This is a genomic window from Kitasatospora sp. NPDC059722 (assembly GCF_042733235.1).
In the GTDB taxonomy this organism is placed as follows: domain Bacteria; phylum Actinomycetota; class Actinomycetes; order Streptomycetales; family Streptomycetaceae; genus Kitasatospora.
In genome coordinates, this window is the sequence record NZ_JBHWGD010000100.1 from 1 (window position 1) to 12,700 (window position 12,700).

Here is a 12,700-nt window from a genome sequence, read left to right on the forward strand (position 1 = left end):
GGGGGCGCGGGGGGGCGGGCGGGGCCGCGCGCCCCCGAACCCCCCCCCGCCCCCCCGCCCCCCGCCCCCCCCCCCCCCGCCGCGCGCGCCCCCCCCCCCCCCCCCCCACGTCCGCCTACGCGCGCATCCTTGCCCTCGACCTGGTCGCCCAGCGCCGCGCGGGCCGGGGGCGGGCACCCGCCGGGAGGCGGGTGGGGGGTGGATGGTGGGGAACGGTGGTAGCCCTGCTCAGCGGAGCAGATGGCGCGCGGGGGTTCACCCCGAGGAGGGCGTTCCCGGCCGTCACACCGCTGTGACGGGGGGCGGCGCAGGCTGGGCGCAGGTTCTTCGAGGAGGTGCGGACGATGAGCACTCGACGGATCCTGCGAACCGGGGTGACCACGGCGATGGCCGCGGTCATGGCCCTCGGCGGCGCCGCGCTGGGGGCGTCCTCGGTGCACGCCCAGGACTTCGGCCCGGACACCTGCCGCCAGGGCTTCGTCTGGCGCGACGCCAGGCCGGGGGACCACGTCTGCGTGACCCCGGACATCCGCTCCCAGGCGGCGTTCGACAACAGCCAGGTGCCCTTCCGGACCCTGCCGGACGGCTTCTGCGTCCAGGGCTTCGTCTGGCGCGAGGCCTGGGTCGGCGACACCGTCTGCGTGACGCCGCAGACGCGGTCGCAGACGCGGTTCGACAACGGCCAGGCCGACGACCGGCGGCTGGCGGTGCGGATCTGGGCCGACGACACCAACGGCCAACTGGAGTTCGGTGGTGACCACTTCAACGTCAACGGCGGGGTGCGGGTGCAGATCGTCCTGAACTCCACCGGCACCGTGCAGTGGTCGCAGACCGTGACGGCGGTCCGGAACGCCGGGTTCGCGGGCGGCAGCTTCGGCCTGTTCACCGGCCATCCGTTCAACTGCGGGACGAAGAACGCCACCGCGCGGGCGATCGACCTGACCTCGGGGCGGGTCACGGCCTCGATCCCGGTCGGGTACTGCGTCAACTTCGACTGAGGTCGACAGCCCACGGCGTGCGGCGCAGCATGGATGAGGAGGTCCATCCGTACGCGAAGAGATGGTGGTTCGATGGCCTGCGGCGATCGGGGCCCGCCGGTTCGGGGCGCGGGCGTGCGGCTCGGCCTGCTGGGCGGCTTCGCCCTCTCGGCCGGCGGCGTGCCGGTGGCCGTCTCTGCGGGGGCGGAGCGATTACTCGCCTTCGTCGCCCTGTGCTGCAACGGGAACGTGCCGCGCGGGCTGGTCGCCGGGACGCTGTGGCCGGACGCCCCGGAGCGCTGCGCGCTCGCGAGCCTGCGCTCGGCGCTGTCCCGCCTGCCGGCGGCGGGCCGGTCGGCGCTGGAGATCGGCCCGACCGAGCTGAGGCTGGCCGACGGCGTCGGCGTGGACCTGCGCGACGCCCGGGCGCTGGCCCGCCGGATCCTCGCCCCCGGTTCGGCGCCGGGCCGGGACGGCCTCGGGCTGGCGGCCGTCGAGGACCTCTCGGCCGACCTGCTGCCGGGTTGGTACGAGGACTGGACGCTGCTGGAGGCGGACGGCTGGCGGCGCCTGCGGGTGCACGCCCTGGAGGCCCTGGCCTGCGCCTTCGTCGGGACCAGCCGCTTCCCGGAGGCGGTGGCCGCGGCCGGCGCCGCCGTCCGGGCGGACCCGCTGCGCGAGAGCAGCCAGGCGTGCCTGATCCGCGCCCACCTCGCCGAGGGCAACCCCGGCGACGCCCTGCAGGACGTCGAACGCTACGAACGCCGCCTGCGCACCGAACTCGGCCTCCCCGCCCCGTCCCGCCTGTGGCGCCTGGTCGCCGAGTCGGGGTAGCCGGGGGCGAGGGAACGACGAATGCCGCCGTCCGGGGCTTCCGGGCGGCGGCATTCGGCTTCGTGCGCTGCCGGTCAGGCCGTCTGCTTGGGCTTGCGGGCCACTGCCACGGCGAGGGCCGTGCAGAGGAGGGCGGCCACGGTGGCGAAGCCGCTCACGGCGGGGAGGAGGCCGTAGGCCTGGACGAGGGCGCCGACGATGACGATCGGGAGCGAGCTGCCCAGGTAGACGATGATCCACAGGGAGGACAGTTCGGAGCCGCGGCGTTCCGGGTCCATCGCGGCGACGGCGCTGGTGAACAGTGAGCGGAACGCCACGCCCTGGCAGGCGCCGCCGAGGACGCTGCCGATGAAGAGCAGGGCGGGGGTGCCGCTGTACCCGGCCGCGACGACCAGGCCGAGGCCGGTGGCCAGGCCGGTCATGCCGAGGGCGATGACCAGGCGGTCGGAGGTCGGCGGGACGAGCAGCTGGGCGGCCGCGGAGGAGCCCAGCAGCAGGGCCGCGACGACGGCGCCGACCAGGTGGGAGGGGGTGTGCAGCAGCTTGGCCGCGAAGGACGGCGCCAGGCTGAGGTAGACGCCGAACACCGCGTACGAGATGAAGCCGGCGGTCGCGGCGAACAGGAACTCGCGGCGGCCGGCGATCGGCAGGGCGGGCTTGCGCGGGCGCAGGTGGGCCGGGGTGGTGATGCGCGGCGGCGAGGCCGGCGGGCGGTTGCGGCCGGGCATCCGGGGGTGCACGACGGCCAGGGGTATGCAGAGGGCACCGAGCGCGATGGCGTGCAGGAGGAACGGCGTCAGCAGCGGGTCCGAGCCGTCGGCCAGCAGGGCGCCGACCACCGGGCCGAGCGCGACACCGCCCGCCGAGCAGGCCAGGGTGAGCTTGGCGGCGAGCGTCGGGTGGTCCGGCAGCAGATCGCCGAGGGCGGCCCCGGCGGCGCCGGTGGACAGGCCGACGGCGATGCCCTGGACGGCCCGGCCGAGGGCGAGCTGCCAGAAGCTCCCGGCGGTGGCGAAGACCACGTCGCCCGCGGCGGCGAGCGCGACGGCCGGCAGGATCAGGGCGCGGCGGCCGAGCAGGTCGGACCAGTGGCCGACCACGGCGAGGACCGGGACCAGCGCGAAGATGTAGATCGTGAAGAGGATCGTGGTGTCGAGGGTGGTCAGGCCGAGGCGCTGCTGGATCATCGGGTAGATCGGCGTCGCCAGGTTGGCACCGATGAGCATGAACAGCAGGCCGGCCGAGACGAGGCCGACGCGGACTCCGCGCAGCGCGTTCCAGCGGCTGATCGCGGAGAGCTGGAGCTGGGCGCGTGGCGCGAGCTCCAGGGGAAGCAGGGCCTCCGACAGTCGGCGTCCGTCGAACTGCGCGGTGCGCAGGCCGGGGCCGGCGGGGGAGAGGTCCGCCATCTCAGGGGTCTCCTGTGGCTTGGCCCCACCGGGGCGGCTGGGTGTGCCGGCGCGCCCGTCCTGAGGCGCTGTGGTGGTGGCCGCGGTGCGGGCTCCCTGATGGAGCGGATGGGTGTGGCAGGTCCCGTCCCGCCCGTTGACGGGCGAGGAGGGTGAGGGCTTCGTTGCCCGGTGGCCCGCGCGGGGTTGTGCGCGGCGCCAATAGCGAAGGATAAGGGGTGGGCGCACGGTCGCGGCGCGCGCCCCTCGGGGCCGGGCATCGGGGGTGCCCGGCCTATACGCTGAGGTAGAGGATCGGTACGCGGAGCTGATGCGCGGCCGCTGGCTGAGGGAGAACGCGAGGCGATGGCCGGACGACGTCGGAAGAACGCAGGGGCCTCGGCGGGAGAGGGCACGGCCGAGGCGGTTCTGCCCGCCGACCTGGAGCTCCAGGACCTCTACGGGGCGTTCGCCGCTCACGGACTGGACGACGAGGACCTGGACGACGCAGCCGTCCTGGTCCCGCCGGTGAAGCTGCCCGCCGAGCGGGAGCTGGCCGAACAGGCGAAGGCCGTCCCCATGTTCGGGTACGCGCTGGCGCTGGCCCGCTGGGCCGCCCCGCACCGCGGCGTGGACGAGTTCGGGGACCTGGTCGTAGAGGACCGCGCCCCGGCGGCGCGGCTGCTCGGCCTGGCCCCGGCCGCGGGCGAGGTGCCGGAGGAGGCCGAGATCGAGGCCATGCGGGCCTGGTCGCTGGCCTGCGACCTGGACCTGGTGGAGATCGGGACGACCGCCGACGGCGAGCACGTCGCCGTGCCGGGTCCGGACCTGGAGCCGGCGGAGGAGGGCGACCCGGACACCGTCCTGGAACTGTGGCTGACGGCCGCCGGGATCGTCCGCGAGCTGGCCGTGGAGGCCGACTCGATGCCCGAGGAGGACGGGGAGCACGCCGCGGCGGGCGAGGACGGCGACGAGGAGGACGAGGACGCGCTCTCCGAGGTCGAGGAGGCCCGCGACGCCGCGGCCGAGCTGCTCGACGAGGCGCTCCAGGTGCTGTACGAGACCACCGCCTTCGCCGAGCCGGGCAACGAGACCGTGCCGCTGGGCGTGCTCGCCGCGCTGCTGGTGGTGCCGGAGGGCGAGGAGCCGAGCGAGGAGCTGCTCGGCGACATCACCGACGTGATGGTCGCGCTGGACCCGATGCTGGGCGACCTCGCCGAGCTGGGCCTGCTGGACTACCGCCCGATCGACCCCGAGCTGTTCGACGAGGAGGAGGCCACCGGCGAGGAGGGCGCCCCCGTCGTCGGCGAGGCCCCGCTGGACGAGGAGGAGTCGGCGCGGTTCGGCCTGGTCCGGCTGACCCCGCTCGGCCAGTACGGCATCCGCCAGTGGCTGCTGGAGGACGGCTACGACGCGCCGCTGGTCGGCGACCTCGCCCAGGGCGACGCGGCCGAGCTGCTGCGCGGCGTGTGCGAGTCCCCCAACGTCCTGCCGGAGGAGGAGCTGCGGGTCTGGCTCGACGGCCGGGAGCCGGTGGCGGCGGCGCGCGAGCTGCTGGCGGCGGCGCGCGGCGGGGACGCGTACGGGCCGATGCGCCGGATGCTCGGCGTCTCGGCGCTGAACGTGCTCGGGGCGCCCGCCGAGCCGGCCGTCCGGGAGGTGCTGGACGACCCGGAGCTGGGTGGTGCCGCGCGGGCCTGGCTGACCGCGCTCGGCGCGTCGGACGTGCCTGCGCCGGACCGGACGATGGCGCTGTGGACGGTGGTCGACACCTTCGCCGCCCAGCTGCTCGACAGCGGCGGCGACGCCGAACCGCTGCGCGAACTGATCGCCGACCTGCCCGTCACCGGCGATCCGGGGAGCTACTTCGGCGAGCTGTGGCGGGTCGACCACGCGTACACGGCGGACGTCCTGGAGGCGATCGGCGAGCTGCACACCGACCGCGCGGTGGCCAAGGAGGCGCGCAAGGCGGCCTTCAAGGCGCGCTCGAAGAGCTAGCGCCTCAGGGCAGGTCGAGTCAGCGCAGGTCCAGTCAGCGCAGGTCGAGTCAGGGCAGGTCGAGTCAGGGCAGGTCGAGCGAGCCGTCCTCCGTGAAGGGGAAGAACGGGTTGTGCGCCAGCTCCCACAGGTGGCCGTCCGGGTCCTCGAAGTAGCCGGAGTAGCCGCCCCAGCCGGTCGTGGCCGGCGGCTTCACCACGGTGGCGCCGGCGGCGATGGCCGTCTCCAGGGCGGCGTCCACCAGCGCGGGGGACTCCAGGTTCACCGCGAGGGTGACGCCGCGGAAGGACGGCTCGCCGCCGCCGGGCACGCCCGCGTCGGCGGCCAGCTCGTCGCCCGGGAACAGCCCGAGCACCGAGTCGGCGGTGCGGAACCAGACGATCTCCGGGCTGGAGGCGGAGGAGCGCCGCCAGCCGAGGGCCTCGTAGAAGGCGGCGCTGCGGCCGAGGTCCGTGACGCCGAGGGTGACGATGCTGATCCGGGCGGGGAATGTGCTCTGTGCTGTCATGCGGCCAGGTTAGGGAGGGCGGCTGACAACCGCGCGTCCTGACACGGCCGCCGTCCGACGGTCCCTGCGGGGCGCGGGAGCTGATGACCCGGCAGGTCCCCGGCACGTAAGGTGGCGGGGGCGGTGCGGGCGCGAGGACTCGGGGGTGCGGCACAGGTGATGCGGGAGAGCGGCGGCAGGCCCCAGGAGCGGCGCGGGACACCGGACGCCGGATGGCACGCCCCGGACGCGCGCGAGCGGGCGGACCGGCTCGCCCGGGTGGAGGAGTTCACCCGCCGGACCCTGGCCGCCGCGGACTTCCCCGTGTACGGCGTCGCGGCCGGGCTCGACCGGGCGGGCGACGCGCTCGGCGCGTTCGAGACCAACGGCGGCCGGCTGGACTGGGTCGAGGTGCAGTCGGGCGACTGGAGCTCGACGGCGGGGCCGTACGTCACCGTCCGCACCTACCGGCCGGGCGCCGAGCGCTGCCTCGTCCTGCCCGAGCTGGAGGACGTCGTCGAGGACGAGCGGGACCGGGTCTACGACCACCTCGGGATCGACGAGGGCGACGGGCCCGGGCGGGTCCGGGCGCTGCGCGAGTGGATCACGGTGGACGGCGAGCCGTGCGCGGTCGAGGTGCACGAGGACCGGCCGGTGCTCTGGCCGGGGACGCCGGAGGACGGCGGGCCCGGGCCGGTGTGGGCCGGGCGGCTGCGGATCGACGGGCTCACCGTCACGGTGTGCGGGCGCGGAGTGGCGCCCGGCGGGCTGGAACTCGGCCGGATCGGCGACGTCGAGCGGTACCTGCGCGGGCGCAGCGAGCTGCTGCGCGAGCTGTCGTCCCGGCACTCCGAGCGGGTGCCGGTCGAGGAGCGCGAACTGCCGCCGGTGCACGGGCTGGAGGCGCACCGGGCGCTGATCGGGCAGACCATCGCCGAGTCCGCGGCGATCGAGGCGCAGGTGCGGGCCGGGCGGCCGCCGCGGCTGCCGCGCGGGCTGCGCGGGGAGGCGTGCGCGGTGCGCTGGGAGGCGGCGGTGCGCCAGCAGATGCGGCTCGCCTCGGAGACCCGGGAGGAGGCGCTGGCGGCCGTGACGTCGATGGTCAACCACCTGGAGCGGCTGGCCGGCCAGACGCACTGGGTGATCGGGACGCCGGAGGGCGCGGCGGCCGTCGAGGAGGTCGTCCGGTACACGGTGTTCGCGAGTGAGGTGGCGAGCCTGCCGGCGCAGCGGGCGTGGGCGCAGCTGTGGCGGGACCGCTCGGGCGGCGGGCCCGAGGGCTGGGAGGCGCAGGAGCTGGCCGAGCAGTTGTGGCTGTCGGCCTGGGAGCAGTGGCGGACGCGCGCCACCTAGAGTCCGGTGGCCCTATTCGTCGGCGGGCAGCCGCAGTTGCAGCATCGCCAGCAGGCGCTGCTGCGGCTGGGCGAGGTCGATGCCGGTCAACTGCTCGGCGCGGCGCACCCGGTAGCGCAGGGTGTTGGGGTGGATGTGCAGGGCGTCGGCGGCCACCCGGACCTCGCCGAGCGCGTCCAGCCAGGCCAGCACGGACTCGGCGAGCCGGGTGCCGTGCCGCCGGTCGTAGGCGGTGAGCGCGGTCAGCCTCGGGTCGCGCAGGCCGCCGCGCTCCTGGAGCAGCGCGAGCATCTCGCTCACCAGCACCTCGGCCTGGACGTCGATCAGCGCGGCCACGTCGAGGTCCACCCCGCCGCGGCCCATCGCGTCGAGGATCCGGTCCGCCTGGGCCCGGGAGTCCGGCACCTGCGCGAGGCCGTCCACGGTCGAGCCGATCGCGGCCCGCAGCGGCACGCCGAGGTGTTCCCTGGCCGCCTCGACCACCTCGGAGGCCCAGTCCCGGACGGTCGTCATCGGCAGGCCCGGCGGGAGTTCGGGCAGCAGCACGTACACCCGGGACTCGATCGGGGCGAGCAGCGCGCCGCGGTGCCGGGCGGCGGTGTGCACCGAGATCAGGCCGGTGATGTCGGCGCGGTGCAGCGCCTCGGTGGTGCGGGCGCCGTACGCGAGGACGGTGGCCGGGCGGCGCAGGTCCAGGCCCAGGTGGGTGGCGAGCGACTGCGGGCCGGTGGAGCCCTCCAGCAGGCCGGTGAGCAGCGTCTGCGTGAGCCGCACGTCGGCGGACAGCTCCCGGCGGCGGCGCACCAGCTGGGCGGCGGCGACCCGGGCGGCACCGACCAGGGCCTGCTCGGCCAGCGGGGCCAGCGGCTGCGCGCCCTCCTGCACCCAGATGGTGCCGAGCGGCTGCGCCCCGGCCCGGATGCCGACCGCGAGGCGGCGGCGCAGGCCGAGTTCGGGGTGCGGCTCGACCGCGATCGGGGCGTCCGAGGTGCGCAGGTGCTGGAAGATGCCCCACTCGCGGAGCTTGGAGAGGTACGGCTCGGGGCCCTGCCAGCCGAGGATGGAGAGCCGGCGGAGGTCGTCGACCTCGTCGGAGTCGGAGGAGCGGGAGTAGGCGAGCACCCGGCTGGACGTGTCCTCGATCGAGACGATGCCGCTGGTGAGCACGGCGACGGTCTGGGCGAGGGAGAAGAGGTCGCCCGCGTTGTGCTCGGGGGCGCCGGCGGTGTCGGGGGCGTCCGGACCGGCGATGATCGCGCGGGCCAGCGAGTCCAGGTGCTCCCAGCGGGTCTCGCGGCGCACCGAGAGCAGGGCGACGCCGGCGTCGGTGGCGGCCTCGCGCAGGGCGTCCGCCTGGCCGGGGGCGTCGAGCTTGACGGCGACGGCCGCCGCGCCGGCCCGGCCGGCGGCGCGCAGGGCGGGGAGGGCGGCGCGGCCGCGGGCGCCGATCGCGAGGACGAGTTCGCCGGGGGCCGCGGTCGGCGGGTCCTCGGGGTCGAGGATCGCGACGTCGCGGACGGGCACGTCCAGGCCCAGCGGGGCGGCCTGGAGCTCGACCAGGGGCTCGCCGAGGGACATCAGGAGCTGGCGGAGCGGGAGGCCGGGGGTTGCCACTTCAGGCCTCCTTCATCCACTCGGACAAGGCCGTGTGGTTGATTTTAGCCGGGCGGACAGAGTTGAGGTTCGTCAATCCTGAATAGTTGACTCTGACTATCTGAGAATGGATAGTCAGTACTGACCAAGAGATGAGGAAGATCTCATGGCGAAGCGACGCAAGGTGTCGAACCCGCTGGCCCTCGCGGTCCTGGCCGAGCTCACGGCCGAGCCGATGCACCCGTACGAGATGGGGCGCCGGCTCAAGGAGCACGGCAAGGACCGCAACATCAAGTACAACCGCAGCTCGCTGTACATGGTCGTGGAGCAGCTGCGGAAGGCGGGGTTCGTCGCCGAACAGGAGACCGTCCGCGACACCCAGCGGCCGGAACGCACCGTCTACGCCCTCACGCCCGAGGGGAAGGCGGAGCTCGACAGCTGGATGCGCGAGTGGATCGCCGAACCGCAGGAGGAGTACCCGTCCTTCGGGGTGGCCCTGTGCCTGCTCGTGGTGGTGCCGCCCTCCGAGGCGGCCGAACTGCTCGGCCGGCGGCTGGCGACCCTGGACGCCCGGATCGACGCCGAGCGCGCCCAACTGCGCAAGGCGGCGGAGATGGGCGTCCACCCGATGTTCGTGGTCGAGGACGACTACGCGCTCGCGCTGCTGGAAGCCGAGCGGCGCTTCACCGAGAACCTCATCGCACAGCTCGGGGAGCCGGACTTCAACCGGACCCTGCAGGAATTCATGAGGAGCCTGGAATGAGCACCAACGGTACGACCCGCAAGGCCCTGATCATCGGCGGCGGCATCGCCGGGCCCGTGATGGCGCTGGCGCTGCGCAGGGCCGGCATCGAGCCGCTCGTGTTCGAGGCCTACGAGAGCTCCGCCGAGGGCATCGGCGGGACGTTCATGATCGCCCCCAACGGGCTCGGCGCCCTCGCGGCCGTCGGGCTGGAGGCGGAGGCCGGCCGGCTCGGCCAGCCGGTCGGCCCGATGGTCATCGAGGACGGCAGGGGCGGCACGCTCGCCGAGTTCGCCGGCCTGCCCGACCTGCCGCGCGGGCGGCTGATGCGCCGCGCCGAACTGTACGAGGTGCTGCAGCGGCGGCTCGGCGAGGCCGGCATCGACGTCCGGTACGGCAAACGGCTCGTCGGCGTCGAGGAGGGCGCCGACGGCATCACCGCCCGCTTCGCCGACGGCACCACCGCCACCGGCGACCTGCTGATCGGCGCCGACGGCACCCGCTCCACCGTCCGCACCCTGATCGACCCGGCCGCGCCCGGCGCCCGGTACACCGGGCTGCTCGGCATCGGCGGCTACAGCCCGTACCGCCTGCCCGGCCGGGCCGGACGCGGCGAGACCGTGCACTTCGCCAACGGCGCCCGCGCCTTCTTCGGCTACTGGGGACTGCCCGAGGGCGCCGGGACGGCGTGGTTCAGCAACGTCCCGCAGCCCGAGCAGCTGACCTACGAACAGGTCCGCGCCGTGAGCAACGACGAGTGGCTGCGCCGGCTGCGCGACCTGCACTCCGGCGACGTGCCCGCCCGGGACGTCCTCGCGGTGGCCGACGCCGACACCATGGAGGTCTTCCCGCGGCTGGAGATCATGCCGTCCGTCCCGCACTGGCGCCGCGGCCGGATGGTCCTGGTCGGCGACTCGGTGCACGCGCCGTCCAACAGCTCCGGCCAGGGCGTCTCGCTCGCCGTCGAGAGCGCCGTCGAACTCGCCCGCTGCCTGCGGGACCTGCCCGACCACACCGCCGCGTTCGCCGCCTACGAGGCGATGCGCCGGCCGCGGGTCGAGAAGATCGCCGCCGACGCCGCCCGCACCAACAGCCAGAAGTCCTCCGGTCCGGTCGCACGGGTGATGTTCCGGCTGCTCGCGCCGATCGTCATGCGGACGTTCATGAGCCCGGAGAAGATGCTCCGCCCGGTGCACGGGTACCGGATCGACTGGGAGCGGCGGGTGGCTGTCGGGGCGTGACGCTTTCGTTCGCTCGGACAACTCCGTCCGGGCGACTTTAGCCGCCCGGCCAATTGCATGGCCGGGCGGCTGAAATAGCGTTATCCAACGCTGGCCGGTCCGTGCCGGCGGTCGCAGCGACTGCTCCTCGAAAGGAGAGCGTGCGCCTCGTGACTCCGCCCGTGGCATACGCCGGGGCTTCTCGCTTGGCCACGCGGCCTTGCGACGGACAAGCCCTGTCCGATCCCGCAAGCGGAACGTGACAGAGCGTATCAGCATGGTGACATGCGGTATCGCTGAATCCGATAATCACAGGAGAACTCATGGACGCTGTGACCCAGGTCCCCGCGCCGGTGAACGAGCCGGTCCACAGCTACGCCCCCGGCAGCCCCGAACGGGCCCGCCTGGAGGCCAAGCTGAAGGAGCTGGGCGGCCAGGAGCCGGTCCAGCTGACCATGACGATCAACGGTGAGCGCCGCATGGGCGGCGGCGCCGAGATCCACGTCGTCCAGCCGCACAACCACGCGGCTCGGCTCGGCACCCTGCGCAACGCCACCCAGGCCGACGCGCAGGACGCCATCGACGCTGCCCTGGCCGCCGCCCCGGCCTGGCAGGCGCTCTCCTTCGACTCCCGCGCCGCGATCTTCCTCCGCGCCGCCGACCTGCTGGCCGGCCCCTGGCGCGAGACCCTGGCCGCCGCCACCATGCTCGGCCAGTCCAAGACCGCGCAGCAGGCCGAGATCGACACCCCCTGCGAGCTGGTCGACTTCCTGCGCTTCAACGTGCACTTCGCCCGCCAGATCATGGCCGAGCAGCCGGTCTCCTCGGACGGCGTGTGGAACCGCAGCGACCACCGCCCGCTGGAGGGCTTCGTCTACGCGATCACCCCGTTCAACTTCACCGCGATCGCCGGCAACCTGCCGACCGCGCCCGCGCTGATGGGCAACGTGGTGCTCTGGAAGCCGTCCCCGACCCAGCAGTTCTCCGCGCACCTGCTCATGCAGCTGCTGGAGGCGGCCGGCCTGCCCAAGGGCGTCATCAACATGGTGACCGGCGACGGCCTCGACGTCTCCGCCGTCGCGCTCAAGCACCCGGCGCTCGCCGGCATCCACTTCACCGGCTCCACCGCCACCTTCCAGCACCTGTGGCGCGAGGTCGGCAACAACATCTCGCAGTACCGCACCTACCCGCGGATCGTCGGCGAGACCGGCGGCAAGGACTTCCTCGTCGCCCACCCGTCCGCCGACCCGGCCGTGCTGAAGACCGCGATGACCCGCGGCGCCTTCGAGTTCCAGGGCCAGAAGTGCTCGGCGCTCTCCCGCGCCTACGTCCCCGCCTCGCTGTGGGCCGGCCTGAAGGACGAGTTCGCCGCCGAGGTCGACGGCCTGACCATGGGCGACGTCAGCGACCTGGGCAACTTCATGTCCGCCGTCATCGACGAGCGCGCCTTCGCCAAGAACAAGGCCGCCATCGACCGCGCCCAGGCCGACCCGCGGGTCGAGGTCCTCGCCGGCGGCACCTACGACGACTCGGTCGGCTACTTCGTCCGCCCGACCGTGCTCGTGTGCCAGGACCCGGCCTCGGAGTACTTCCGCGACGAGTACTTCGGCCCCGTCCTCGCCGTCCACGTCTACGAGGACGAGAAGTACGACGAGATGCTGGCGCAGATGGAGTCCGTCTCGGCCTACGGCCTGACCGGCTCGATCATCTCCCAGGACCGCGCGGCCGTCGAGCACGCGATGGAGAAGCTGCGCTTCGCGGCCGGCAACTTCTACATCAACGACAAGCCGACCGGCGCCGTCGTCGGCCAGCAGCCCTTCGGCGGCGGCCGGGCCTCCGGCACCAACGACAAGGCCGGCGCCAAGCAGAACCTCGCGCGGTGGACCTCGACCCGGTCGGTCAAGGAGACCTTCGTCCCGCCGACGGACTACCGCTACCCGCACATGGGCTGACCGGCCCCCTCGACCCTCCGGCTCCACGTGGACATCGCGTAGCCATCGGTCACCCGCGACGCCCGGTCCCGCAACCGGGCGCCGCCCCGCCCGGGGGGGGGGGGGCCCCCCCCCCCCCCCCCCCCCCCCCCCGAGTTGCGCCCCCATTATACACCC

The 12,700-nt window shown here is 74.4% G+C and carries 10 protein-coding genes; 7 read left to right on the forward strand and 3 right to left on the reverse strand.

What is annotated here, in order from left to right:
• Positions 1 to 344: 344 nt before the first annotated feature.
• The gene (locus ACFV4F_RS36555) at positions 345 to 998 is read left to right on the forward strand and encodes a hypothetical protein (RefSeq protein WP_380509266.1); all 654 of its coding nucleotides are present in this window, start codon (positions 345 to 347) and stop codon (positions 996 to 998) included.
• A gap of 72 nt (positions 999 to 1,070) precedes the next feature.
• On the forward strand, positions 1,071 to 1,811 hold the full coding sequence (locus ACFV4F_RS36560; RefSeq protein ID WP_380509268.1) for a BTAD domain-containing putative transcriptional regulator: 741 nt from the start codon (positions 1,071 to 1,073) through the stop codon (positions 1,809 to 1,811).
• Positions 1,812 to 1,885: 74 nt separating this feature from the next.
• On the opposite strand, the gene ACFV4F_RS36565 is transcribed toward ACFV4F_RS36560, so the two are convergent.
• Positions 1,886 to 3,220 carry an MFS transporter gene (locus ACFV4F_RS36565; protein WP_380509271.1) on the reverse strand — a complete coding sequence of 445 codons (1,335 nt, stop codon included), beginning with the start codon at positions 3,218 to 3,220 and terminating at the stop codon, positions 1,886 to 1,888.
• Between the two features lie 345 nt (positions 3,221 to 3,565).
• On the opposite strand from ACFV4F_RS36565, the gene ACFV4F_RS36570 reads away from it, so the two are divergent.
• Complete coding sequence (locus ACFV4F_RS36570) at positions 3,566 to 5,197, forward strand: hypothetical protein (RefSeq protein ID WP_380509274.1); 1,632 nt, start codon at positions 3,566 to 3,568, stop codon at positions 5,195 to 5,197.
• A 64-nt stretch (positions 5,198 to 5,261) separates the two neighbouring features.
• Here ACFV4F_RS36570 and ACFV4F_RS36575 read toward each other — a convergent pair whose 3' ends face one another.
• A complete protein-coding gene (locus ACFV4F_RS36575; protein WP_380447211.1) occupies positions 5,262 to 5,705 on the reverse strand; it encodes a VOC family protein in 444 nt (147 codons plus the stop codon).
• A gap of 156 nt (positions 5,706 to 5,861) precedes the next feature.
• On the opposite strand from ACFV4F_RS36575, the gene ACFV4F_RS36580 reads away from it, so the two are divergent.
• Positions 5,862 to 7,037, forward strand: coding sequence for a hypothetical protein (locus ACFV4F_RS36580; protein ID WP_380447209.1), 1,176 nt, complete (start codon positions 5,862 to 5,864; stop codon positions 7,035 to 7,037).
• A gap of 12 nt (positions 7,038 to 7,049) precedes the next feature.
• On the opposite strand, the gene ACFV4F_RS36585 is transcribed toward ACFV4F_RS36580, so the two are convergent.
• A complete protein-coding gene (locus tag ACFV4F_RS36585; RefSeq protein WP_380509277.1) occupies positions 7,050 to 8,651 on the reverse strand; it encodes a PucR family transcriptional regulator in 1,602 nt (533 codons plus the stop codon).
• Between the two features lie 145 nt (positions 8,652 to 8,796).
• Between ACFV4F_RS36585 and ACFV4F_RS36590 the strand changes: the two genes are divergently transcribed.
• The 3 genes from ACFV4F_RS36590 to pruA all read left to right on the forward strand — a co-directional run bounded on the left by ACFV4F_RS36590 (position 8,797) and on the right by pruA (position 12,544).
• Complete coding sequence (locus ACFV4F_RS36590; RefSeq protein WP_380499286.1) at positions 8,797 to 9,393, forward strand: PadR family transcriptional regulator; 597 nt, start codon at positions 8,797 to 8,799, stop codon at positions 9,391 to 9,393.
• A complete protein-coding gene (locus ACFV4F_RS36595) occupies positions 9,390 to 10,613 on the forward strand; it encodes an FAD-dependent oxidoreductase (RefSeq protein ID WP_380509280.1) in 1,224 nt (407 codons plus the stop codon). Before ACFV4F_RS36590 ends, ACFV4F_RS36595 begins: the two co-directional genes overlap by 4 nt.
• 302 nt (positions 10,614 to 10,915) lie before the next feature.
• Positions 10,916 to 12,544: an L-glutamate gamma-semialdehyde dehydrogenase gene (gene pruA, locus ACFV4F_RS36600; protein ID WP_380447201.1), complete on the forward strand. Its 1,629-nt coding sequence runs from the start codon at positions 10,916 to 10,918 to the stop codon at positions 12,542 to 12,544.
• The last annotated feature ends 156 nt before the right edge of the window (positions 12,545 to 12,700 follow it).

Excerpts from the sequence above, each read along its gene's own strand:
- ACFV4F_RS36555 (WP_380509266.1), top strand. The coding sequence starts at position 345 with ATGAGCACTCGACGGATCCTGCGAACCGGGGTGACCACGGCGATGGCC.
- ACFV4F_RS36560 (WP_380509268.1), top strand. The coding sequence starts at position 1,071 with ATGGCCTGCGGCGATCGGGGCCCGCCGGTTCGGGGCGCGGGCGTGCGG.
- ACFV4F_RS36565 (WP_380509271.1), bottom strand. The coding sequence starts at position 3,220 with ATGGCGGACCTCTCCCCCGCCGGCCCCGGCCTGCGCACCGCGCAGTTC.
- ACFV4F_RS36570 (WP_380509274.1), top strand. The coding sequence starts at position 3,566 with ATGGCCGGACGACGTCGGAAGAACGCAGGGGCCTCGGCGGGAGAGGGC.
- ACFV4F_RS36575 (WP_380447211.1), bottom strand. The coding sequence starts at position 5,705 with ATGACAGCACAGAGCACATTCCCCGCCCGGATCAGCATCGTCACCCTC.
- ACFV4F_RS36590 (WP_380499286.1), top strand. The coding sequence starts at position 8,797 with ATGGCGAAGCGACGCAAGGTGTCGAACCCGCTGGCCCTCGCGGTCCTG.
- ACFV4F_RS36595 (WP_380509280.1), top strand. The coding sequence starts at position 9,390 with ATGAGCACCAACGGTACGACCCGCAAGGCCCTGATCATCGGCGGCGGC.
- pruA (WP_380447201.1), top strand. The coding sequence starts at position 10,916 with ATGGACGCTGTGACCCAGGTCCCCGCGCCGGTGAACGAGCCGGTCCAC.